This window comes from Candidatus Pantoea bituminis, from assembly GCF_018842675.1.
GTDB lineage: Bacteria > Pseudomonadota > Gammaproteobacteria > Enterobacterales > Enterobacteriaceae > Pantoea > Pantoea phytostimulans.
Genome location: NZ_JAGTWO010000004.1, coordinates 500,614 through 523,750 on the forward strand (window position 1 = coordinate 500,614; position 23,137 = coordinate 523,750).

The window sequence follows — 23,137 nt, forward strand, 5'->3', positions numbered from 1 at the left end:
ATTTGGGTTTAGTTAGTTAATTCAGATAATTATGTTAATTCTGTCGGGCAGAGCACATTGCGTTACCCCGGAATTTGCCACACTTAAACAAAAAAGGAGAACCTGTATGACTGCTAAAATTTCCAGTCTGATGTTACTGATGTCCTTCGCTGCGGGTACGTTCTCAGCTGGCGCGTCTGATAATCCTCAGCATCTGATGTTATCGACGCCATCGGGCGGTGTGCCGAACAATCCCTTGCCGCTGATTATCTGGCCGCGCGTGGTGCCGGATGACCAGGAAGACAAAGCTGCGTGGTTTGAAAAAACCTTTGCACAGCATGGTTGGCCACCAGCGTGGCGCTATCCTATTTTTCCCTATACCCATTATCACCCGAACACGCATGAGCTTCTTGGCGTAGCGGAAGGCTGGGCAGAAGTGTTGTTTGGCGGTGACAGCGGCCGCATGGTGACGCTGCGGGCTGGGGATGCGGTATTAATTCCGGCAGGTGTTGGGCATAAACAAATTCATGCCAGCGACGATTTTATCGCCGTCGGCGCCTATCCTGAAGGAATGTCACCCGAAACGCTGCGTGACGAGCCGGACAAACTCCAACATTCGCTGGTACAGATAAAACAGGTACCCATGCCAACCCGCGATCCTTTTACGGGTAAAGCGGGCGCAATGACAGAGATTTGGGCACCTGTAGCCAATCTGACATCGCACCAATAAAGTGCATTTTGAGCCTGATTTCCCCTAGCCCGGTGCTCACCGGCTAAGCAGAGAAAGAGGACGCTGCCGCATAATAACGCCAACGTTGCTGATGTCGGTCTCTTTCTCTGCCAGGCGTGAGCGAAACAGCCAGAGAGGTGAACACGGTCACACGCTAAAAACACCTGCCCAAGCCCTGGCACACTTTGTGCAATCTTTGTTTTATCTTCTCTGACAAGCGCCGGGTAATTCATGAAAGATAGCTACCAGATAGCACCACATTTCTATGATGAGATGTTAATGGGCGATGGTCAGTACCGCGCGCATTATCAAACTTACTGGAAGTGGTTACAAAACGCGGACAAAGAGGCGATTGCACGCAAGCGCCAGGAAGCGGAACTTTTGTTTCATCGGGTGGGGATTACCTTTAACGTCTATGGCGACGATGGCGGAGCGGAACGTTTAATTCCTTTCGACAGCGTACCGCGCATTATTCCTGCTCAGGAATGGGCGATGCTGGATCGCGGTATTCGCCAGCGCGTTCAGGCGCTCAACGCTTTCCTTCATGACATCTATCATCAGCAGCACATCCTGAAAGCCGGCATCATCCCGGCGGAGCAGGTGATGGTGAACGATCAATATCAGCCCTGCATGCATGGCGTCGATCTGCATCGTGATATCTATGCACACATTGTTGGCGTAGACATGGTGCGTAACAGCGATGGCGAATATTACGTACTGGAAGATAACCTGCGCACGCCTTCCGGCGTTTCCTATATGCTGGAAAACCGCAAGATGATGATGCGGCTCTACCCGGAACTGTTTGCCGAGCAGCACATCGCGCCGGTAGAACGTTATCCTTCACATCTGCTGCAAACCCTGCGTGAAAGCTCGCCAGTCAACGATCCGGTGGTGGTGGTATTGACGCCGGGCCGCTTTAACAGCGCCTATTTTGAACACAGCTTCCTTGCCCAACAGATGGGTGTTGAACTGGTGGAAAGCGCTGACTTGTTCGTTAAAGATGGCGCAGTAATGATGCGAACCACCGCCGGACCCTGCAAAGTGGATGTGATTTATCGGCGGGTAGATGATGCATACCTCGATCCGCTGGCCTTCCGCCCCGACTCAATGCTTGGCGTACCGGGCTTGTTATCGGTCTATCGTGCTGGCAACGTGGTGCTGGCGAATGCCATTGGTACCGGCGTGGCCGACGATAAATCGATCTACCCTTACGTGCCAGACATGATCCGCTTCTATCTTGATGAAGATCCGATCCTGAATAACGTGCCGACATGGCAATGCCGCAAGCCGAAAGATCTCTCCTATGTGCTGGCGAATCTGCATGAAATGGTGGTGAAAGAGGTGCATGGCGCCGGCGGCTACGGCATGTTGATCGGCCCGGTTGCCAGCCAGCAAGCGCTCAGCGATTTTCGGGCGCGATTACAGGCGCGGCCCGATAACTACATCGCGCAGAACACGCTGGCGCTTTCGACGTGTCCCACATTTATCGAAAACGGTCTGGCTCCACGCCATATCGATCTCCGTCCTTTTGCCTTGTGCGGGGCTGAGATCCGCTTGGTGCCAGGCGGCTTAACGCGCGTTGCGTTGACGGAAGGCTCGTTGGTGGTGAACTCGTCTCAGGGCGGCGGCACTAAAGATACCTGGGTTCTGGAGGATGACGCATCATGCTAAGTCGTACAGCCAGCGGTCTCTATTGGATGGCGCGGTACCTGGAACGCGCAGAACAACTCGCCCGCGTATTAGATGTCACCAACCGGCTGTCGCTGATGCCCGTGCGCGGCAGTCACGACAACGAGCTCATGCTGCCGCTGAATTTTACCGGGACCAATCAGCTGTTCGAAACGCTGAACGGACACTTCACCATGGCGCAGCTGTTTCACTTCTTTGCGCTTGACGATCGCAATCCCAGCAGCATCTTCAACTGTTGGCAGTCGGCATGGAACAATGCACATGCCGTGCGCGGGAGCCTCTCTTCAGAAGTGTGGGAAAGCATAAACTCGACGTGGATAGAGATGCGCAAAATCCGTCAGCGCGGATTAACCAGCGCAGGCGCAGACACTTTTTTGATTGGGTAAAAGAGCGCTCACATCTGTTTCGTGGTGCGATGTTCGGCACTTTATTGCGCGGTGATGCCATGTGCTTTATCCGCATCGGCACTTTGCTAGAGCGCAGTGAAGGTACGGCAAGGTTATTGAGTGTGAATCAGCAACTGCTGGAACAAGATCCTGATTCGGTGCGCGAATACTATTGTCTCGACAATCTATTGCGTGCGGTGTCTGCGCGTGAAGCCTACAACGCGATCTTTAAAGAGCAGCTGTTTCCAGACAACGTCAATGAGATGCTGATCCTGCGCAGTGAAAGTCCACGATCGCTGCACTCTTGTATTGAAGAGATCGCTAATCAACTGGAAATGATCGGCAGCAGTGGGGAAGATCGTCCACGCTATTTGATTACCGTGCTGCTGGCGCAGTTGCGCTTCAGTACCTGGGAAAGCCTGACGCGAAATGGCCTGCAAAACTGGCTGAATACCTTTCTGGACAGCTGCAACGAACTGGCTGAAAGCATCAATCAAACCTATCTGGAGGCGAAATGAGACTGAACATTGAGCACAAAACCTGGTATGCCTACGAGCAACAGGTAAAACTCAGCACCCAGTATCTGCGCCTGACGCCGCAAGACTCTGTGCATCAACAGATCATCTCATGGGAATTGATCTTGCCCTGCGAGGCAACGCGCACGCGAGATGCCTACGGTAACGTGATGCACGTTTTAACGCTGGATACGCCCCATCAAAAGCTGGAGATTGCCGCGCGGGGTGAAGTGGAGATTCTTGACGGCGGCGAAATGGCAGCCGATCCCGATTGCGCTTTATCACCGCTGATTTTTCTGCGTGCCACGCCACTGACTCAGCCAGACGGTGCCATCATGGACTTTGCCTTGCGCTACTGGCGGCCCGAAGCGCCGATCGCCAGCCTGGAAAAGTTGATGGATGCATTACTGTTGAAAATGCCCTATCGGCCAGGCAGTACGCAGGTTACGGATGCAGCAGCAAAAGTTTTTGCTGCCGGTTCAGGCGTATGCCAGGACCACAGTCATGTGTTTCTCGCCTGTTGCCGTACGCTGGGCATCCCCGCTCGCTATGTCAGCGGCTACCTTTATACTGACAATGTTGAACACGTCGCTACTCACGCTTGGGTTGAAGCCTGGCTGGATGGCAATTGGCACAGCTTTGATATCACCAATAATACCCGCAGCACGCGCCAGCATTTACGGTTGGCGGTTGGCGTGGATTATCTGGATGCCTGCCCGGTACGCGGAATGCGTTTAGGCGGCGGCGGTGAAGATATGCTGGCAATCGCTGCGGTGCAAAAAATAATTCCGCAGCAATAAACCTTTACGAGCGTAATGATGACTTATTGTGTGGCAATGCGTTTATCGTCTGGAATGATTTTCGTCTCTGACTCACGCACCAATGCAGGCGTGGATCACATCTCATCTTTCCGTAAACTGCACGTTTTTCAGGTCAACGATGAACGCACGCTGGTGCTGCAAAGCGCGGGCAATTTAGCGACCACGCAAAGCGTTATGAGCTTACTGCGGCGAAACTGTGAAGATGATAATCAGCCCAATTTGCTCAACGGTAAATCGCTGTATGACGTGGCGCTGCTGGTGGGTGATACCTTGCGAGAAGTGATCCGGCGTGACGGTGAAGAGTTCGGCGGATCGCTGCTGTTAGGCGGGCAGATTCGGGGTGAAGAACCGCGCTTGTTTCAAATCTATCCGCAGGGCAACTTCATTGAAGCCAGCGTGGATACGCCATACTTCCAAATTGGTGAGAGCAAATACGGTAAACCGATTATTGATCGCGTATTGCGTTTTGAAACACCGCTCAGCCAGGCGATGCAGTGTGCCCTGATTTCAATGGATTCAACACTGGCGAGTAATATTTCGGTGGGATTACCGCTGGATGCGATGGTGTATCGCAGCGACAGTTTTAGCGACAGCGAGCAGTATCACATCACCGATCAGCATCCTTATTTCTCCCAAATCCGGCAACTGTGGAGTAAAGGGTTACTGAGCGTATTTTCTCAATTACCGCCGCTACAGCTTTAATTTTGTTGCCGCCGGATTATTGACGGCGGCAACGCCCAGTTACGGCATTGATTGTTCGTTAAATAAGGTCATTGCGTTCAGCTATAGCAATAATTTCCCGGATTCCTTTAATTTCCAGTTTTTGCTGAATAGCGATTTTATACGTGCTAATTGTCTTATTGCTGAGATGAAGCAGCGCAGCGATCTCTTTATTGGAATAACCCGCAGCGAGCTTGACTAAAACCATTAATTCACGCCGTGTCAGGCTCATTAATTTATCATCTTCATAATGGGCCCAGAGCAGCGAATCGGATGAAGACATCGGATAACAGCGCTTACCCTGTATCACATCGTTTAAGGCATTGAGCAACTCCTCTGGCTCGTCGCGCTTACGAAGGTAGCCTTCGACACCTAGCTGTAAACAGCAGCGCTGATAAAACAGGCTTTCTGAAGCGGTAAAAATGATGATTTTTTGCTTAGATAAGACTTGTTTTAGGTCTTTAACTAACGCAATGCCTGAATGGCCAGGTAAATTGAGATCCAGGATTAAAACATCGGGCTTAAGATGGAAAATATCCAGAAATAAAGAATCACTTTTATTCGCAGTACCGACCACCCGATAATTATTAGCCTGAGCATAAAGTTGGATGCTATCGCAGATCAATGGGTGATCATCAACAATATAAATCGTATTAGTCATTGCACTTTTCCAGAGTCTACACCGCACAAAATGAACTGCGGTAAAAATAATAAAACAGGAATGATGGTCTGACCTGTTTATTACCAGCCTGCTGGAATAAGTGCGTTAAGCTCTGTCTTAAATTTGAACAGTATCGCAATTAATGACATGAAATAATCACAGTATCGTATTTACCTCTTTTGACGCCCACGGCATAAACCCAAGTAAAAGGTGTGCAGTCTATTCGCTGCCCGATTGATTACGCATTAAAAGGTCATTGTTTTTTTCACGCTGACTCTGTTGATAATTCATGACAGGGTCAGTGTGAGGTCTGCTAAAAACGGCGTGCACTGATTTGGACGCTAAGCGTTCTCGTTGACTTAACAATGGGCAGTTGTCAGCTGGCAAGCTGCACTGTGCCACTGTGCCACTGTGTTGCAGCGTATTTTTCGCTCTCCTCTTGCCGGAAAGGTATTGTCTGACCTCTCCAAAACATGACCCACTGCATGACAATTGAACGTTTTCTCGCCATTGCCGATAAACAGCCTACTAACTTTTGTCATTTGACGCATTGAGCTTGTTATTAGCCCGCATTTGGTCTTAAGTTCGATGTCAAATTAAGAACATTCTTAAGCCACACCAGGGCTTAGCAGCAGCAGGCAAATAAAAATGGATAATAATTCTGATGTCATGTATCGAATGCTGGTTCAAAGCGTGATCGATTACGCTATTTACATGTTGAAGCCGGACGGAACCGTGGCGAACTGGAATACAGGGGCGCAGCGGGCCAAAGGTTATACACCAGAAGAGATCGTCGGAAAAAACTTTGCGCTGTTTTACAGCGAGGCAGACCGTCTAAAAGGCATGCCGCAGCGCAGTCTGGAAACAGCGTCTATCACTGGACGTTTTGAAACCGAAGGCTGGCGCTACCGTAAAGATGGCAGCGCGTTTTGGGCGCATGTCATCATTGATGCTATTCGCGACGATTACGGCCAGCTACTGGGTTTTGCCAAAATCACCCGCGACTGCACACAGCAACAAGAGCAGCAGCGTAAAGCGCGCGAAGACGAAGCCCGTTTTCGTTTATTGGTCGAGGGCGTGACCGATTACGCGATCTATATGCTGGATCACGACGGCAACGTAGTGAACTGGAATGCCGGGGCGCAGCGCGCCAAAGGCTACGTAGCAGAAGAAATTGTTGGCAAACACTTCTCGCGCTTTTACAGCGTACAGGATCGGCTGGAGCACATCCCCAACAAGAACCTCCAAACCGCGTTTAAGACCGGACGTTTCGAAGATGAAGGCTGGCGCTATCGCAAAGATGGCAGCGCGTTTTGGGCGCATGTGGTCATCGATGCCATACGCGACGAAGCTGGCAAACTTATCGGTTACGCTAAAATCACCCGCGACTGTACCGAGCAGCAACGTATCCGCCGCGAGCAGCACGAACAGGCAGAACGCTTCCGTCTGTTAGTCGAAGGCGTTACCGATTACGCCATTTATATGCTCGACGTTAAAGGCCACGTGGTGAACTGGAACGCGGGCGCGCAGCGCGCCAAAGGCTATGTTGCTGAGGAGATCGTCGGACAGCACTTCTCCCTGTTTTACAGCTCGCAAGACCGCGCGATGAATTTACCTGAAGCCAACCTGGGTATTGCGATGAAAACCGGGCGCTTTGAGGATGAAGGCTGGCGCTATCGCAAAGATGGCAGCGCGTTTTGGGCGCATGTGGTCATCGACGCGATTCATGACGAAGAGGGCAAGCTGCTTGGCTTCGCTAAAATTACCCGCGACAACACCGATCGCCGTGAGCAGGAGCAGCTGTTACTGCGCGCCAAAGATCAGGCTGAGGCGCAAAGCGCGCAAAAACCGCACTATCGAAGTTCCTCGATAACATCATTACCCATATTCCTTCCTGCGTGATTGTGGAAGACGCGATTACCCGCGAAATCTTGCTGGTCAACGACCAGTCGCAAAAGCTGTTTGGCCTCTCCAAATCGCTGATTGTAAACAAGCGGCCGCATGAGTGCATGTCGCCAGAGTTGAGTGATTATTTCAACAGCCTGGCCGATATGGCGCTGCGCAGCGAAGGTATTCATGAGCGTGAGCAGCTGATGATCACCGCTAGCGGCGAGCGCATTTTGCACACCCGCGCCACGGCAATTAGCGGTCAGGATGCGCGCCAAAATTATCTGATGCTGATTGTGGAAGATGTCACCGATCAGCGTGCCGCCGACGCACGCATTCATCATATGGCGCACCACGATAACCTCACCAGCTTGCCAAACCGCATCCTGTTCCGCCAGCGTCTGAGCGAAGCGCTGCGGCAGGATGGACACAATCAAAAGCAGACTGCCGCGCTGTGCCTCGACCTTGATAACTTCAAAAACGTCAACGATGCACTCGGCCACCAAATTGGTGATGACCTGCTGCGCGTGGTGGCGAAACGCCTGCGTAATACTTTACGCGACCACGATACGCTGGCGCGCATTGGCGGTGACGAATTTGCTGTCGTGCTGCCGTCGGTTAGCAATGCAGATGAAGCCAGCATTGTGGCGCAGCGTCTGATCGAAGCGATTCGTCCGCCGGTTAATATCGAAGGGCATAACTTATCGGTTGGGTTAAGCGTCGGCATTGCACTAAGCGCCAGCATTACCAACACGCCGGAGCAGCTGCTGCGCTGTGCTGACATGGCGTTGTACGAGGCTAAACGCAACGGCCGCAACCGACACGAACACTTTACGCTGGCGATGGATGATGTAGCGCGCAGCCGTCGCGTAATTGAAAATGATCTGCGCGAAGCCATCAGCGGCCGCCAGCTCAAACTCTATTACCAGCCAATCACCAACGGCGATAACAAAACCATTATCGGTTATGAAGCGCTGATGCGCTGGCATCACCCGATTAAGGGGCTGATCATGCCGAATGATTTTATCCCAATAGCGGAAGAAACCGGGCTGATTCACATGTTGGGCGCTTTTGCGTTGTATGACGCCTGTCGTGAAGCCGCCAGTTGGGAGGGGGAACAATCGGTGTCGGTGAATCTGTCGCCGCTGCAGTTCAAAAACAGCTCGCTGGTGTCGGTGGTTGAAGGTGCGCTGCAAGAATCTGGGCTGAATCCAAGCCGACTGGAAGTGGAGATTACTGAATCGGTATTGCTGGATGATTCGCTGGGCAACATCCGGACGCTTGAAAGCCTTAAAGCGTTGGGCGTACAGATTGCACTGGATGACTTCGGCACCGGCTATTCATCGCTGAGCTATCTGCGCTCGTTCCCGTTCGACAAGATTAAAATCGATAAGTCATTCATTAATGACATGGGCGACAGTCGCGAAGCGCTGGCAATTATTCGCGCCATTACGGGGATGAGCCGCAGTCTGGATATTCAGATCACGGCTGAGGGCGTCGAAAGCAGCGAGCAGTTTGCCAAACTGCGCGAAGAGGGCTGTACCCTGTTCCAGGGGTATCTGTTTGGTCGTCCACAGCCTTCGGAACTGCGCCTAAAAGCGCTCAGCTAATCGTATAAGCCATACTGCTGAACGGGCGCATGGCTGAGGTTATCGCGTATCCGGCGCACCGATTCGCGCACCACCAGCTTGCCATTGAGCAGCAAGGTGCCGGGCGGAGCGCCGGGATGCAGCCGCAGCTGTTGCAGCATGCGTACCGCCGCTTCACCCAACTCATCGCGGGGCACCTGCACCGACGTCAGTGGAATATCGTGTATCGCGGCAAGGTTAAAGCCATCCATACTCATCACCGAAATGTCCTGTGGCACGCGCAGTCCAGCCTGTTGCAGCGCCGTCACCGCGCCAGCGGCAATGTAATCGCCGCTGGCCAGAATCGCTGTCGGCCTTTGTGCCTGCGGACAATGCCGCAAATATTCCGTTAAGCGCTCTGCGGCTTCATTGCTGCTAAAACTGTTGAGGGTTAACAGATGCTGGCGGCTGTCGAAGCGCAGATTCATCGCATGCCAGGCATCGCGCACGCCCTGCAATCGCTGCTCCATGGTGTAACGCCGCAGACAGTGCAGCGACAGGATCTGGCGATGACCTTGCTCAAACAGATAACGGGCCGAGAACTCGCCAATTAACTGATGATGCGGCGCCACAGAAGGCAAACGCATGCGGCGATCCAGGGCATTAATCAGTACGCACGGCTTGTTCATTTCGGCCGCTAGCTGATGAATGCGCTCGTCATCTATTCCTACCAATAACGCGGCTTCGGTCTGCTGCATTTTTTCAATAAACAAGGCCGCGTCGCTTTCCACTTCCTCCAGCGGACAGTAGCGCAACCGCACCTCATGCGGTTCAACCGCCTGACTAATGCCCTGAATCACCTTGTAATAGAAGATATCGCTGCGTACATCAAAGGCGCGCGGGGGCGCAAACACCATCAAATTATTCAGCAGCAGACGTCCGCTGTGCAGATTATCCAGCACGCCTTGCTGCTGCGCGATCGCCAATACTTTGTCGCGGGTGCTGGGCCGGGTATTGGATTTTCCCGCCAGTACTCGCGAAACCGTGCTGATCGACACGCCGCTGAGCGCCGCAATTTCGCTGACTTTAAGCCTTTGTTTCATTCTGTGATCGCCTTCAAATCTCTAAATGAAAAATTTTTCATACGCTGCTGAATCGGGTCATATCGCAATTTACTGCGGATTTAACGTGGCGAAATAGCCTGCCATGAAAAAGCTTGCAAAAAAGTGGCTGTACCCACGTTTTGCACTTTTCTATGTTCGATGCAGGTCACGCGGTACGTCGGACGACGGTGTGAAGAATTCACGGCCATCTCGGCTTTCACAGGAGTTGCATCATGAGCCTCGACTCAACAACTAAGCCCATCAGCGCCTCGCGCACGGTGCGAACGATAAAAAATCTGCGCTGGTGGATGCTGGGCATGTTTCTGCTGGGTGTGACCGTCAATTACATCACCCGTAACTCGCTCGGCATTCTGGCACCCGAACTGAAAACCAGCCTCAACATGAGCACCGAGCAATATTCCTGGGTGGTGGCGACGTTTCAGCTGGCTTACACCCTTTTTCAACCGATCTGCGGCTGGCTGATTGATGTGATCGGTTTGAAGATGGGCTTTCTCATCTGTGCGGTGATTTGGTCTGTGACCTGCTTACTGCACGCTGGCGCAGGAAGCTGGCTCCATCTGGCGCTGCTGCGCTTTGTCATGGGCGCTTCGGAAGCTGCGGCCACGCCGGCTAACGCCAAAGCGATTGGCGACTGGTTCCCGAAAAAGAGCGCCCGGTTGCAGCAGGTTGGGCAGGCGTTGGTTTCTCTGTTGGCGCGATGCTGGCACCGCCGATCATCTACATTGCGCATATCTCGTTTGGCTGGCAGGGCGCATTTTTACTGACTGGCGGCCTGGGTTTGCTGTGGGTCGTATTGTGGTGGTGGGGTTATCAATCACCAGAAAAACATACGCGCCTTTCCGATGAGGAGCGCGCCTTTATTAATCAGGACAATGAGGAGATCGGCGAAAAGCTGCCGTTCTTCACCGCGCTCAAAGTCATCGGCAAAGAGAAAAAATTTTACGGCATTGCGATCCCGGCTTTTCTCGCCGAACCGGCGTGGGCGGTGCTGAGTTTCTGGGTGCCGCTCTATCTCGCCAATGAGCGCGGCATGGATCTAAAGCAGATTGTGATGTTTGCCTGGCTGCCGTTTCTCGCCGCCGATCTCGGCAGCGTGGCCAGCGGTTATCTGACCAAACTCTATGTACGCTGGTTTGGCCTGACGCGCGTGAATTCCATTGTTGCCAGCTCTGTGACCGGAGCGGTGTTGATGGTATCGCTGGGCTTGATGACGCTGGTCGACGATCCCTATTTAGCTATCGCGCTGATCTCCGTCGGCGGTTTCGGACATCAGGTGATCTCCTGCATGCTCAGCGCCTTGGTGGTTGAGCGTTTTGACCGCCGTCAGATGGCAACCGTCAACGGTATGCGCGGCTCTTGCGCCTGGATCGCCAGCTTTATCTTCTCCTGATCATCGGCGTCACCGCCGACACCCTTGGCTTCAATCCGCTGTTTATTGCCATGGGCTTCTTTGACTTAATTGGCGCGATTTTCCTGGTGATGTTTATCGCCGAACGTCGCCAACGCACTGCGAATCAATAAGGAAAGCACGATGAAAACCCTGAAAAACTGGACGCTGCAGCAACAGGCTGATCACTTCGTTGAACTGAATGTAGAAGATCGCCACCTTCTGCGCCTGTATGTGCTGGAATCGGGCCTGATGCGCGTGCTGTTAAAACGTAATGGCGAACTGGCGCTGAATCGTACCTGGAGCATTGCGCCGGAAGAAGATGTGCCGTGGGAAGGACGCGATCGTGAATCGCTGGCGGGATTTTCGCTGCCTGATTTCAAGGTTGAACACGATGCGCAGCAGCTGCGCGTCAGCAGCGATAGATTGCGCGTCACGGTGCATCAGCCGCTCTGTTTGAGTTGGGAACATTTTGATGGCACCACCTGGCAGCCGCTGGCCGCCGATCGCCACACTGGCGCCTATCTTCTTAACGCGCATGGCGATGGCGTTGAACATTATCAGCGTCGCCAGCCACAGGATCGCGTGTATGGATTGGGGGAGAAAAGTGGCGATCTCAATCGGGTCAATCGTCGCTATGAAATGCGTAATCTGGATGCGATGGGTTACAACGCGCAGAGTACCGATCCGCTCTACAAACATATTCCGTTTACCCTGACGCAGCGTGATGGGGTGAGCTTTGGTCTGTTTTACGACAACCTCAGCAGCAGCTGGCTTGATTTGGGCAATGAGCTGGATAATTATCATCTGCCCTATCGCCGTTATCGCGCTGAAGCGGGCGATCTCGACTATTACTTCATGCTCGGTCCAAAACTGCTGGATGTGACCAAAGCCTTTGTGCAGCTGACCGGGCGCACGCTGTTTCAGCCAAAATGGAGCCTGGGTTACAGCGGCTCAACCATGCATTACACCGATGCGCCCGATGCGCAGCAGCAGCTGCAGTCGTTTATTCGCTTGTGTCGCGAGCACGAAATTCCCTGCGACTCTTTCCAGCTCTCTTCCGGTTATACCTCAATCAACAACAAGCGTTACGTGTTCAACTGGAACTACGACAAAGTACCTAACCCGAATGCGATGAGTGAGGCGTTTCACCGCGCCGGTATGAAGCTGGCGGCGAATATCAAACCTTGTCTGTTGCAGGATCATCCACGCTATCAGGAAGTGGCGTCGCAAGGGCTGTTCATTCGTGACTCAGAGCGGGATCGCCCTGAACGCTCCGTTTTTTGGGATGATGAAGGCTCGCACCTCGACTTTACCCATCCGCAAGCGGTGCGCTGGTGGCAGGACAATGTGACGGAGCAACTGCTGGCAAAAGGCATTGATTCCACCTGGAATGATAACAACGAATATGAAGTGTGGGATGGCGAAGCGCGCTGCCACGGCTTTGGCACTGAAATTGCCATCAAGCATATTCGCCCGGTGATGCCGCTGCTCATGATGCGTGCCTCAATGGAAGCGCAGCAGCGTTTTGCACCGGAGAAACGGCCTTATTTGATTTCACGTTCTGGCTGTGCCGGTATGCAGCGCTACGTGCAAACCTGGAGCGGCGATAACCGCACCAACTGGCAGACGCTGCGTTACAACATTCGTATGGGACTGGGCATGAGTTTGTCTGGGTTGTTCAACGTTGGGCATGATGTCGGCGGCTTTTCGGGCGATAAACCCGATGCTGAGCTGTTTGTGCGTTGGGTGCAAAATGGCGTCATGCACCCCCGTTTTACCATCCATTCGTGGAATGACGATCACACCGTAAATGAGCCGTGGATGTATCCCGAAGTCACATCGATGATCCGCGAGGCGATTCGCCTGCGTTATCGGCTGATGCCTTATTTGTATACGTTGGCGTGGCAGGCCAGCGCGCAAGACGAGCCGATGCTGCGCCCAACGTTTCTCGATCATGAAGAGGACGAGAAGACTTACCAAGAGTGCGACGACTTCTTGCTGGGCCGCGATGTGCTGGTGGCGAGTGTGGTGGAGCAGGGTGCACGTGAGCGTGAAGTTTATCTACCGCATAACGCACACGGTTGGTATGACTGGCACAGCGGAAACTGGTTTGCGGGTGGGCAGCAGGTGACGCTGGACGCGCCGATTGATCGCTTGCCGCTGTTGGTGCGTGCTGGCGCGGCAATCCCACTCGGAAGTTGTGAAAGCACCACCAATGCGCAACTGGATAATATACGTGAACTGCAATTGTGGCCTGCGCCTGGTGAAGTGACTACTCAAGGCGAGCTATTTGATGATGATGGTGAAAGCCATGGCTGGCGTGAAGGCAATGCGCTGTGGCTGAGCTGGTCGTTAAAAGGCAGCGCAACACGGCTGGATCTGACGCTGGAAAAACGCGGTGACTACCAACCGGCATGGCATGAAATGACGATTCTGTTGCCGCCAGGAGAAACGCGTGAGTTGTGGGTGAATGGAGAAAAAACCGCGCGTTATCGCTTGGTTTAGGCGCGGGAGAAAATCGCAATCACCTGATCAAGATGCGCCTTCATGGCCTGACGCGCGCGGCGACTGTCGCGCGCTTCCAGCGCCTCAAGAATCTGCAAATGTTCCTGCTCAGAGCGGTGCGGCATATCTTCTGGCGTAAAGCGCTGTTGCAGGGTACGAAACATGGTGCCATAGCGATGTCCCAGCAGTTGGCCAATGATAAAGCCGTAGGTCTGATTGCCGCTCGCTTGGGCAATCCGAATATGAAACAGACGGTCACCGGGATGGGTTTGCGAATTGGCGCGGTTATCTTTGCAGTTCTGTTCAAAGGCGGTACGGATTTGCAGCAGCTGTTCGCTGCTGGCATTGCGCGCAGCCAGCGCTGCAGTTTCGGGTTCTATCAAACGCCGGGCCTGAAGCAACGAAAAAGGCGCTAATTCAGCATTAAAATCGATATCAATATTGAGTTCGCTGTCCATTTCCTGCCACGGTTGACGTGGCGTGCGGCTCGACATTGTGGCCTTCGGCAGCGCTTTCACCACCACGCCGTTTCCGACTTTCACATCCACCAAACCCACCACTTCCAGCGCGATCAACGCTTCCCGTACTGATGCACGGCTCACCTGCAGCTGTTTAGCCAGTTCCCGTTCTGCCGGTAAACGGCTGCCGGGCGGAAATTCACCACGCTCGATCAAGCCACGTAGTTGATCGGCTATCTGGCGATAGATGCGCGGATTTTCGAGTCGGGTGATCGGCATGGGCAACGTCCTTCGCAAAATTTTATGCGATTCAGCGCGCATTTTGCAGATCGCTGAATTGTCGCATGTTAGAAACTTGTGTCATTACTGAAACGCGCTGGTTACATCTTAAGCGCGGTGTGCAGATCAGCATACCTGATTACGTGGGCGGAGAAACGCGTTTATTGGCCTGACCTTTGAGCCTTAGGTTCAATCACTCAGGCCATTTTAATGGGCTTTAATGGCCTGACCATTGGGCCTTTTACTTCTCTAAATACACCGGATTTTAGCGAGTACTTTATGAGGTAATCATGACAACCATCACCGCTCTTCGCGTCGACGACGTTCGTTTTCCGACCTCCGCGCAGCTCGACGGCTCGGATGCCATGAATCCCGATCCTGATTACAGCGCGGCCTACGTGACGCTAGAAACAGACGATCCGGCGTTATCCGGTTATGGGCTGACGTTCACCATTGGGCGCGGCAATGAAATTTGCTGCGCGGCGATTCGCAGCCTGCAACATCTGGTGGTTGGACGCACGCTGGAAAGTATCCGCGACAATATGGGGCAGTTCTGGCGCGATATAACGAGCGACAGCCAGCTGCGCTGGATCGGACCTGACAAAGGCGCGATCCACCTGGCAACGGGTGCGGTGGTGAATGCTGTCTGGGATCTGTGGGCGCGTGCCGAGCAAAAACCGTTGTGGCGATTGGTGGCTGACATGACACCGCAAGAATTGGTGCGCTGTATCGATTTCCGCTATTTAAGCGACGCGATTACGCCGCAGGAAGCGCTGCAAATCCTGCAACGACAGGAACCGGGTAAGGCGCAGCGCATCGCCAGCCTCGAACAGAACGGTTATCCCTGTTACACCACGTCGGCTGGCTGGTTGGGTTACAGCGATGAAAAGCTGCGCGGCCTTTGCCAGCAGGCAGTCGATGCCGGATTTAACTTTGTGAAGCTCAAAGTCGGGCAGGATGTTGAGGATGATATTCGCCGCGTGCGCATTGCTCGCGAGGTGCTGGGCGAGAATCGTCAACTGATGATCGACGCGAATCAGGTGTGGGAAGTGGATGAGGCGATTCGCTGGGTAAAAGCGCTCTCCTTTGCGCGCCCGTGGTTTATCGAAGAACCCACCAGCCCGGACGACATTGAAGGTCACCGTAAAATCCGCGAAGGGGTGCTGCCGGTGAAAGTCGCGACCGGCGAAATGTGCCAGAACCGCATCATCTTTAAACAGCTGATGATGCGCGGTGCGATTGACGTGGTGCAGATTGATGCTTGTCGTCTTGGTGGCGTCAATGAAGTGCTGGCGGTGATGCTAATGGCGGCGAAATACAATCTGCCGGTCTGCCCACACGCGGGCGGCGTTGGGCTGTGTGAATACGTTCAGCATCTGTCGATGATTGACTATGTTGCTATCGCCGGAACCCACGAAGGACGCGTCATAGAGTATGTTGACCATCTGCATCAGCACTTCAAAACGCCGTGTGAAATCCGTGGCGCCGCCTATATGCCGCCGCGTGAACCGGGCTATTCCATTGAGATGTATCCCGAATCCATCGCCGAATATCGCTTTCGGGGAAATGTTTAATGCTGCGGATCGATGCACATCAACACTTCTGGCATTACCAGCCGGAGGCGTTTAGCTGGATCGACAATTCGGCGCTAAAGCAGGATTTCTTGCCCGCGCAATTACGGCCCGAGCTGAGCGCGACGCAGATCGATGGCTGCATTGCGGTGCAGGCACGGCCCTGTGAAGCGGAAAATCAATTCTTATGCGACCTGGCGGCGCACCATGACGAGATCCTCGGCGTAGTGGGGTGGATCGATCTGCAGCAGCCCGATCCGGTCGCCTTGGATCCGCGCTGCTGCGGCTTTCGTCATCCGGTGCAGGACGAAGCCGATCCTGTGGCGTGGCTGGCTTCTGACGTAGTGGCGCGTGGCATGCGTCAGTTGCAACAGCAGCAGTTCAGTTGGGATCTGTTGGTCACTCATCACCATCTGCAGCAGGCCGCTGTTTTTGCTCAACGCCACGATGCGCACTGGATAGTACTTGATCACCTCGGTAAACCCGATATTGCGGCGGGAGCTGAACAGTGGAAGCAGCAGATCGCCCCACTGGCGGCGTTGCCTCACGTGGTGTGCAAATTGTCAGGGTTAGTCACGGAAGCGGGCGCGGGCTGGCAAGGCGCGCAGCTACTGCCATTTTTTGATGCGGCGCTGGCGCTGTTCGGGCCATCACGCTTGATGTTTGGCTCCGATTGGCCAGTTTCTCAGGGCGAAGCCCGCTATCAACAGGTGTGTGATCTGTGCCAGCAGTTGACACAAACGCTGTCGCAGCCCGAGCAGCAGGCGATTTGGGGCGGAACCGCTCAGCGTGTTTATCTCAAGGGGAATACAGCATGAATCTGTTTCTGACCAACAAAGTGGTGATCGTGACCGGCGGCGGTTCGGGCATCGGTGCCGCCATTAGCCAGCAACTGGCGGAGGAGGGCGCGATTCCGGTGATTGTCGCCAATCAACCGCCCGCTGACGCCTGGTTTGAACAACTGCAACAGCAACAACCGCAGGCGCTGTTTATCGCCGCCGAACTGAGTGATGAAACGCAATGCCGCGCTGCAGTAGAACAGACGCGGGCACGTTTTGATCGTATCGATGGCTTGGTAAATAACGCGGGAGTGAATGATGGCGTCAGTCTTGAAGCGGGGCGCAGCGCGTTTGTCGCCTCGCTGGAAAAGAACCTCATCCATTTCTATCAAATGGCGCACGACTGCTTGCCTGCGCTGCGTCAATCGCAAGGTGCCATCGTCAATATTGGCTCCAAAACTGCCCTGACTGGGCAAGGTGATACCAGCGGTTATTGCGCGTCAAAAGGGGCGGTGCTGGCGTTGACGCGTGAATGGGCCGCCTCGCTGTTGCAGGATGGCATTCGCGTCAATGCGGTGATCCCGGCTGAAGTGATGACGCCACTTTATGAACGCTGGATTGCCACCTTTGACCAGCCTGATGACAAGTTGGCAGAGATCACTCGCCGTATTCCGTTCGGCCAGCGCATGACCACACCGCAGGAGATCGCCAACAGCGTGGTGTTTTTGCTTTCCGCACGCGCATCGCATACCACCGGGCAATGGCTGTTTGTTGATGGCGGCTACGTTCACCTTGATCGAGCATTAGGAGGATGAGTCGCCGTTTCTGTCAGGCGCTGGATTTGATCGACGATCCGGCACTTATCGCGGAGTACCAACAGCTGCATCAGCGTATCTGGCCAGAAGTGGCTGCGGCGATGCGGCAGCATGGCATTGAGGAGATGGAGATTTATTGCCTCGGCAACCGCCTGTTTATGGTGGTGGAGGTAAACGACACGTTTAACGGGCAGCAGTATGCAACGCATTGCCAACAGGATCCGGTGATCCAACGCTGGGAAACGCTGATGTGGAAATTTCAGCAGCCTACGCCATGGAGCGCAGCGGGCGAAAAATGGGCGCTGATGCCACGCATCTTTGCCCTCAGCACGCAGTCGGAATAAAACACTTTGGTGAGGAAATTCTATGTTTGCACAAAAAGAGTCGCTACGCGGTCGTCGGGCCAGCAGCGCAAGCGTCAGCACGCGTTGGGCGTTCATGCTCGTAACCAGCCTGTTTTTCATGTGGGGATTGTCGTATGGGCTGCTTGATGTTTTAAACAAACACTTTCAGTTAACGCTTAATGTCAGTAAAGCGCAGTCGGGTTTGTTGCAGGCGGCCTATTTTGGCGCGTATTTCATCGTTGCGCTGCCTGCGGGTTATTTCATGGATCGTCGCGGCTATCGCGCAGGTATTATCCTGGGATTACTGTTTTACGCGGCGGGCGCGCTGCTGTTTATCCCGGCGGCCAGCGCCAATAGCTTCGCGCTGTTTCTGTTTGCCCTGTTTGTCATCGCCTGCGGATTAGGTTGTCTGGAAACGGCTGCGAATCCGTTCGCTACGGTATTAGGCGATCCCAACGGGGCTGAGCGAAGGCTTAATCTGGCGCAATCGTTTAATGGATTAGGTCAATTTATGGGGCCGTTAATTGGCGGCGCGATGTTCTTCTCCTCTCAGCAACCCGCCAGCGAGGCGCAGGAGAGCGTGAAATTCACCTATGTCGCGATTGCGGTGCTGGTGTTACTGATTGCGTTTTTGTTTAGCCGCACGACAATGCCGGATGTCCGTGAGGCGCAAGATCAAAAAGATCTGCAGCAAGGTGCGACCCGCAGTTTGTGGCAGCATAAACACTTTACCGGCGCGGTGATTGCCCAGTTTTTCTATATAGCGGCCCAGGTTGGCGTTGGCGCATTCTTCATTAACTACGTTACTGAGCATTGGGCAGATATCAGTAACGCAACAGCCGCTTATTTGCTGTCGGTGGCGATGATCGCGTTTATGGTTGGCCGCTTCTTCTCAACCTGGCTGATGGGGCGTATTCGTCCAGCCACGCTGTTGGCTGTGTACGCCATCATCAACGTGGCGCTGTGCGCGCTGGTGGTTTCAGGTATTGAGCGCGTGGCGGTGGTAGCGCTGATTGCGGTGTTCTTCTTTATGTCGATCATGTTTCCCACGCTGTTTGCGATGGGCGTTAAAAATATGGGCGCGCAGACTAAACGTGCCAGCTCATTCATGATCATGTCAATTGTAGGCGGGGCGATTATGCCGTGGTTTATGGGCTCAATGGCCGACCATTTCGGCACAGCATCGGCTTACAGCTTGCCGCTGCTCTGTTTTGTCGTGGTGTTTAGGTATGCGTTAAGTCAACGCAAGGCGGTATAAACAGATCGGCCCACTTTTCAGTGGGCCGATTCGCATTACGCGGTGTGGTTTTCGGTGCTCATGCGTGCCAGATCTTTGTCGACCAGGAACAAACCGTTACCGCTGTTGCTGACCAGCGCCAGTTTATCCAGCACGGTTTTGAACAGCTTCTCTTCTTCGTGCTGCTCAGACACGTACCATTGCAGGAAGTTAAAGGTGGAGTAATCTTGCGTGGTCATCGAAAAATGCGCCAGTTCATTGATTTTACTGGTGATAAGCTGCTCATGTGCCAGCGCTTGCTCTAAAATTTCGTTCAGAGAAGTGAAAGCAACCGGCGGTGCTGCGATAGTGCCAAGAACCGGCATGGCACCCGTATCACTCAGGTAATCAAACAGGCGCTGCATGTGTTCCATCTCTTCACGAGAGTGCATTTTCAGGAAGGAGGCGGCACCTTCAAAACCTTTGTCGCTGCACCAGGCGCTCATCTGCAGATAAAGATTGGCGGAGAAAAATTCCAGATTTAACTGGTCGTTCAAACGCCCGGTCATTTCGGCGGTTAGCATGATCGCGTCCTTTTAGAATAGGTTAATTAAACAGGTGAGATGCGGTGGATTATGCATCAAATCGGTTAAGAAAGTGAAGCCTTTTCCTTAAAAACGGCTAGATTATCATATTGATTTAAAAAGAATTATTTCACGTTTTGAATGCGAGCGATTATCATTGTTGTCCGTTTTTAGCCTTTGTCGCCTCTTATCTTTCTCCGCACCTTATTAGTGCATCACGACTGTTCAATAATAGTGCGTCTGGCGAAAAGCTGTTTTATTTTTCTTCAAAATGATTTCATCCAGAAATAATACCGATGACGGCAAAGTAAAAAGATAAATAACAATCTGCTAAAGCTGGGTGTTATTTATCCAAAATTATCAGCACGGGAAAACATTAATTTCATAAGTCGGTAAATAACAGTCTCTGGCATAAATCCTGCTTAGAACTCAGTTCCATATATTGCAACTTGTCGCTGAATAGATAACGGCAAAGCTGAAAATGCAGGAGATGTTATGTCAGATGAAAATATATTAACCACGGCAGAAAAGGTTACGGCTAGCAAAGGCAGTTATCTGGCACTGATCTTTGCCATTCTGTTTTTTTCAGGACTCTTATACAAAGTTGATGGCCTGTCATGGCTTGGCGCTTTTGATTTCACCACACTGGGCGGCAGTTTCGGTACGATGAAAGATCCCGCCAGCAATACCTTTCTCGGCGCGGGCGGCCTGAGTGCAAAAGCGGGATTCCTGTTCGCGCTCTCTCTGACACCCACGGTGATGCTGGCGCTGGGCGTGCTGGAAATCTTTACCCATTACGGCGCGATTCGTGCGGCGCACAAGCTGCTGACCCCTTATTAAAACCGCTGATGGGATTACCGGGACGCTGTGGCCTGGCACTGATCACGGATCTGCAAAGCACCGACGCGGGCGCGGCATTAACCAAAGAGATGTATGACCAAAAACAGGTGACGAAAAAAGACATTGTGGTGATGAGCGCCTGGCAATATTCCGGAGCCGGATTAATTAATAATTATTTTGCGATCGGTTCAGCCCTGTTTGCCTCAATGACGCTGCCGATCATTATTCCGCTAGCGCTGATGTTTGTTCTGAAATTTGTCGGTGCGGCAATAACCCGCTTCGTGTTAAACAGTGTTTATAAGAAGGATTTCATCGATGGAAAATAATAACGCCGTCAAAGTCAGTCAAAATCCTTTCGATGTTTTCGTCACGGGTGCACGCAAGGGCTTTCATATTGCCATTCACAACCTGATGCCGAATGTGGTGATGGCATATGTGTTGGCGGAAGTGCTGAATCTGCTTGGCATCATGCAGTTTCTGGGACACGTATTTGAACCGTTGATGGGGCTGTTTGGCCTGCCAGGTGAAGCGATAACCGTGCTGCTTACCGCGTGGCTTTCCTCGTCTGCCGGAACCGGCGTTGCGGTTAGCCTGTTGACTAAAGGCTTGCTGACGGGTGCGGATATCACCATTTTAGCGCCCGCCATTTTCCTGATGGGTTCGCAGCTGCAATATATGGGACGCCTGCTGGGCGTTGCGGATGTACCCAAAAATACTGGCCGCTGCTGATGCTGGTGAGCATCGTCAACGCGCTGATTGCCATGTTTGTTATGCGCCTGTTTGTCTAGGAGAGAAGCCGTGTCTAACGTTTTAGAGCATTACCATTATCTGCACGAAATCCCGGAGCTGGGATTTGAAGAGATCAAAACCTCAGCATATATCGCCGACCAGCTGGAAAAAGCGGGTTTGAAAGTCACGCGCGGCATCAATAACACCACCGGCATTGTGGCGGAAATTGACAGCGGCGTGCCTGGCCCGGTGCTGGCGCTGCGTGCCGATATGGACGCGCTTGGCCATATCATTGACGGCGTGCCGTGTGCGCGACATACCTGCGGACATGATGGTCACTCTTCCGTGGTGCTTACCGCCGCGCAGGAATTATTAAAAGAGGGTGCGGTAAAACGTGGGCGGCTAAAAATTCTGTTTCAACCTGCGGAAGAGCTGGGCGCCGGTGCGCTGGCCATGGTTGAAGGCGGCGCGATTGACGATGTGGATATGATTTTTGGTTTCCACGTTCGTCCGCTGGAAGAGTGTGTTGTAGGGCAGGCGGTACCCGCGGTGCTCTATTCCGCTTGCAGCACGCTAGAAGCGACGATTAAAGGTCAGCCTGCTCATGCGGCGCGTCCACATTTGGGCGTTAACGCGCTGGATGCTGCGGTTCAGGCGGTGCAGGCAGTGAACACTATTCATCTGTCGCCTGGTTTAAACTGGAGTGTAAAAGCAACGCGTTTTCTGTGCGATGCTGGCGTCACCAACTCAGTGCCCGATGAAGCGCGCGTAGTCTGGGATCTGCGTTCACAAGAGAATGGGCCAATGGTGTTGCTGAAAGAGAAGGTGACGCAAGCCATTATTAACAGCGTGGCTGCGCTGGGCGCTCAGGCTGACGTAGTCGTGTTGAAAGAGATGCCTGCCGCAGAAATTCATGACGAGGCGACAGCGATTATTCGTGACGCAATTGTTGATGTGTTGGGTGAAGATGGCTTACTGGACACTAAAACCACGCCTGGCAGTGAAGACTTTTTCTATTACCCTGTGAAGCGTCCGGGCGTGAAAGCCGGTTTCTGGGGATTAGGGACGAATTTGGTGCCGGGGCTGCATCATCCTGATATGCATTTTGACCTGAGCTCGCTGGAGATTGGCGTTAAGATTTTTAAATCATGCGTGAGTAAAGTGCTGGGATAAGCGGGATTGTGCTTTTTTGGGGGCGAGGTCGTTTGTCCCCAACCTCAATCCTCCCCCATAAATGGGGAGGAAGACGCTGCTTTATGCCAGCCCGGAATTGGCAGGTGGCAGCGTCTCCTTCCTCCGCTTTGCGGGGGAAGGCCGGGATGGGGGATAGCGCGCACCGCACGGTGACACCGCGCACCTCACACGGATTCACTCAACCTCACCGCAACAGCCTGTAGGCCGCGCCGACAAAATATTGTATGCTATGCCGCCTTAATGCTGACTGGGTAACCGGGATTGCCGCCAATGTAACTTCGCGCTTAAAAGCCGACGAAAAATAATCGCATTCGGCACCGATTACCTGCCGGTAAGGTTCTACCGGCCATCGT

At 53.2% G+C, this 23,137-nt stretch carries 15 protein-coding genes and 5 pseudogenes; 16 read left to right on the forward strand and 4 right to left on the reverse strand.

The genetic code is table 11. The features are described from left to right. Window positions 1-106: 106 nt before the first annotated feature. The 5 genes and pseudogenes from KQP84_RS06120 to KQP84_RS06140 all read left to right on the forward strand — a co-directional run bounded on the left by KQP84_RS06120 (window position 107) and on the right by KQP84_RS06140 (window position 4,822). Window positions 107-709 carry a cupin domain-containing protein gene (locus tag KQP84_RS06120; RefSeq protein ID WP_215845597.1) on the forward strand — a complete coding sequence of 201 codons (603 nt, stop codon included), beginning with the start codon at window positions 107-109 and terminating at the stop codon, window positions 707-709. A 231-nt stretch (window positions 710-940) separates the two neighbouring features. Further along, window positions 941-2,380 (forward strand): circularly permuted type 2 ATP-grasp protein, encoded by a 1,440-nt coding sequence (locus KQP84_RS06125; RefSeq protein ID WP_215845598.1) that lies wholly within the window; start codon window positions 941-943, stop codon window positions 2,378-2,380. Further along, window positions 2,374-3,302 (forward strand): annotated as a pseudogene (locus KQP84_RS06130) (alpha-E domain-containing protein). Before KQP84_RS06125 ends, KQP84_RS06130 begins: the two are co-directional and overlap by 7 nt. Continuing rightward, entirely contained in the window at window positions 3,299-4,099 is an 801-nt protein-coding gene (locus KQP84_RS06135; protein ID WP_215845599.1) for a transglutaminase family protein, read from the forward strand. Before KQP84_RS06130 ends, KQP84_RS06135 begins: the two are co-directional and overlap by 4 nt. An 18-nt stretch (window positions 4,100-4,117) precedes the next feature. After that, window positions 4,118-4,822 (forward strand): proteasome-type protease, encoded by a 705-nt coding sequence (locus KQP84_RS06140; RefSeq protein WP_215848217.1) that lies wholly within the window; start codon window positions 4,118-4,120, stop codon window positions 4,820-4,822. A gap of 58 nt (window positions 4,823-4,880) precedes the next feature. Here KQP84_RS06140 and KQP84_RS06145 read toward each other — a convergent pair whose 3' ends face one another. After that, window positions 4,881-5,501, reverse strand: coding sequence for a response regulator transcription factor (locus tag KQP84_RS06145; protein ID WP_215845600.1), 621 nt, complete (start codon window positions 5,499-5,501; stop codon window positions 4,881-4,883). Between the two features lie 648 nt (window positions 5,502-6,149). Between KQP84_RS06145 and KQP84_RS06150 the strand changes: the two are divergent. Beyond that, window positions 6,150-8,998, forward strand: a pseudogene (locus KQP84_RS06150) (EAL domain-containing protein). Here KQP84_RS06150 and KQP84_RS06155 read toward each other — a convergent pair. Further along, on the reverse strand, window positions 8,995-10,059 hold the full coding sequence (locus KQP84_RS06155) for a LacI family DNA-binding transcriptional regulator (protein WP_215845601.1): 1,065 nt from the start codon (window positions 10,057-10,059) through the stop codon (window positions 8,995-8,997). The pseudogene KQP84_RS06150 and the gene KQP84_RS06155 sit on opposite strands and share 4 nt — an antisense overlap. A 233-nt stretch (window positions 10,060-10,292) precedes the next feature. On the opposite strand from KQP84_RS06155, the pseudogene KQP84_RS06160 reads away from it, so the two are divergent. Together KQP84_RS06160 and KQP84_RS06165 are read left to right on the forward strand one after the other, a co-directional pair. After that, window positions 10,293-11,601, forward strand: a pseudogene (locus KQP84_RS06160) (MFS transporter). Between the two features lie 10 nt (window positions 11,602-11,611). After that, the gene (locus tag KQP84_RS06165) at window positions 11,612-13,975 is read left to right on the forward strand and encodes a glycoside hydrolase family 31 protein (protein WP_215845602.1); all 2,364 of its coding nucleotides are present in this window, start codon (window positions 11,612-11,614) and stop codon (window positions 13,973-13,975) included. On the opposite strand, the gene KQP84_RS06170 is transcribed toward KQP84_RS06165, so the two are convergent. Beyond that, window positions 13,972-14,712, reverse strand: coding sequence for a FadR/GntR family transcriptional regulator (locus KQP84_RS06170; protein WP_215845603.1), 741 nt, complete (start codon window positions 14,710-14,712; stop codon window positions 13,972-13,974). The genes KQP84_RS06165 and KQP84_RS06170 overlap by 4 nt on opposite strands. Before the next feature lie 290 nt (window positions 14,713-15,002). Here KQP84_RS06170 and KQP84_RS06175 point away from each other — a divergent pair, with 290 nt between their 5' ends. From KQP84_RS06175 to fucP, 5 genes are read left to right on the forward strand one after another with little or no spacing between them, the layout of a single operon-like run. Beyond that, the gene (locus KQP84_RS06175) at window positions 15,003-16,286 is read left to right on the forward strand and encodes an L-fuconate dehydratase (protein WP_215845604.1); all 1,284 of its coding nucleotides are present in this window, start codon (window positions 15,003-15,005) and stop codon (window positions 16,284-16,286) included. After that, entirely contained in the window at window positions 16,286-17,101 is an 816-nt protein-coding gene (locus KQP84_RS06180) for an amidohydrolase family protein (protein ID WP_215845605.1), read from the forward strand. The genes KQP84_RS06175 and KQP84_RS06180 overlap by 1 nt, the downstream gene beginning before the upstream one ends. Then, window positions 17,098-17,877, forward strand: a complete 780-nt coding sequence (locus KQP84_RS06185; RefSeq protein ID WP_215845606.1) for an L-fucose dehydrogenase — start codon at window positions 17,098-17,100, stop codon at window positions 17,875-17,877. Before KQP84_RS06180 ends, KQP84_RS06185 begins: the two co-directional genes overlap by 4 nt. Further along, window positions 17,874-18,221 (forward strand): L-rhamnose mutarotase, encoded by a 348-nt coding sequence (locus KQP84_RS06190; protein ID WP_215845607.1) that lies wholly within the window; start codon window positions 17,874-17,876, stop codon window positions 18,219-18,221. Before KQP84_RS06185 ends, KQP84_RS06190 begins: the two co-directional genes overlap by 4 nt. Before the next feature lie 22 nt (window positions 18,222-18,243). Next, window positions 18,244-19,479, forward strand: a complete 1,236-nt coding sequence (gene fucP / locus KQP84_RS06195) for an L-fucose:H+ symporter permease (protein WP_215845608.1) — start codon at window positions 18,244-18,246, stop codon at window positions 19,477-19,479. A 35-nt stretch (window positions 19,480-19,514) separates the two neighbouring features. Here fucP and ftnA read toward each other — a convergent pair whose 3' ends face one another. After that, window positions 19,515-20,021: a non-heme ferritin gene (ftnA, locus tag KQP84_RS06200; protein ID WP_215845609.1), complete on the reverse strand. Its 507-nt coding sequence runs from the start codon at window positions 20,019-20,021 to the stop codon at window positions 19,515-19,517. Between the two features lie 495 nt (window positions 20,022-20,516). Here ftnA and KQP84_RS06205 point away from each other — a divergent pair. The 3 genes and pseudogenes from KQP84_RS06205 (at window position 20,517) to KQP84_RS06215 (ending at window position 22,763) form a co-directional block, all read left to right on the forward strand. After that, window positions 20,517-21,187, forward strand: a pseudogene (locus KQP84_RS06205) (nucleoside recognition domain-containing protein). Then, window positions 21,177-21,649 (forward strand): annotated as a pseudogene (locus KQP84_RS06210) (YjiG family protein). The pseudogenes KQP84_RS06205 and KQP84_RS06210 overlap by 11 nt, the downstream one beginning before the upstream one ends. A 10-nt stretch (window positions 21,650-21,659) precedes the next feature. After that, on the forward strand, window positions 21,660-22,763 hold the full coding sequence (locus KQP84_RS06215) for a M20 peptidase aminoacylase family protein (protein WP_215845610.1): 1,104 nt from the start codon (window positions 21,660-21,662) through the stop codon (window positions 22,761-22,763). The last annotated feature ends 374 nt before the right edge of the window (window positions 22,764-23,137 follow it).